General features: G+C 70.4%; 2 protein-coding genes. Both read right to left on the bottom strand.

The window, feature by feature from the left end:
- Window positions 1–387, bottom strand: a 387-nt coding sequence (locus OXG30_02390) for an ATP-binding cassette domain-containing protein (protein MCY4133750.1), incomplete at its 3' end; no start/stop codon positions are given.
- Window positions 384–659: hypothetical protein (locus tag OXG30_02395; GenBank protein ID MCY4133751.1), on the bottom strand; the 276-nt coding region annotated here is incomplete at its 5' end. The genes OXG30_02390 and OXG30_02395, both read right to left, overlap by 4 nt.

The following is a 659-nucleotide window of genomic DNA, read 5'->3' on the forward strand; positions in this document are numbered from 1 at the left end:
GAGCTGATCGGCCCGGCGCCGGGTCTCGGCGTCGGTGCGGCTCAGCATGCGGCGCAGCCCGACGCGCGCCCAGCGCGCGCTGAGCTCGAGGTTCTCGCGCACGGTGAGCGCGCCGTACACGCGGATGATCTGAAAGGTCCGGGACACGCCCAGCCGGGCGACGTCGTGCGGTGCCCGCTGGGCGATGTCGACCCCGTCGAATCGGATGTCCCCGCTGTCGGCCCGCTGGACGCAGCTCAGGCAGTCGAACAGGGTTGTCTTGCCGCTTCCGTTCGGACCGATGAGCCCCACGATCTCGCCCGGTGCGACGGAGATGTCGACATGGTCCACGGCGACCAAGCCGCCGAAGCGCTTGACGACGCCCGTTGCCTCCAGCAGGGCGGTCATGTGCGCTCCCGCACCGGCTGTTCGCGGTCGCGCCGGTCAGGGCGAGGACCGGCACTGCGGCCGGTGCTGCGGGCGGGCCGCGACCCACGCCCCCACAGTCCCTCCCACCATTCCGACCACATCTCGGTAATCGACGTGCCGCGCCGGTCGAGGGACCCCACCAAGCCACGGGGCATGAACAGCACGATGGCGATGAGCAGCACCCCCTGCGCGATGAGATGCAAGTCGAGCAGGTTCGCCCACAGGAACTCTCGCAGCCAGAACAGCACTGC

Source organism: bacterium, assembly GCA_026708015.1.
In the GTDB taxonomy this organism is placed as follows: Bacteria; Actinomycetota; Acidimicrobiia; order Acidimicrobiales; family Bin134; genus Poriferisocius.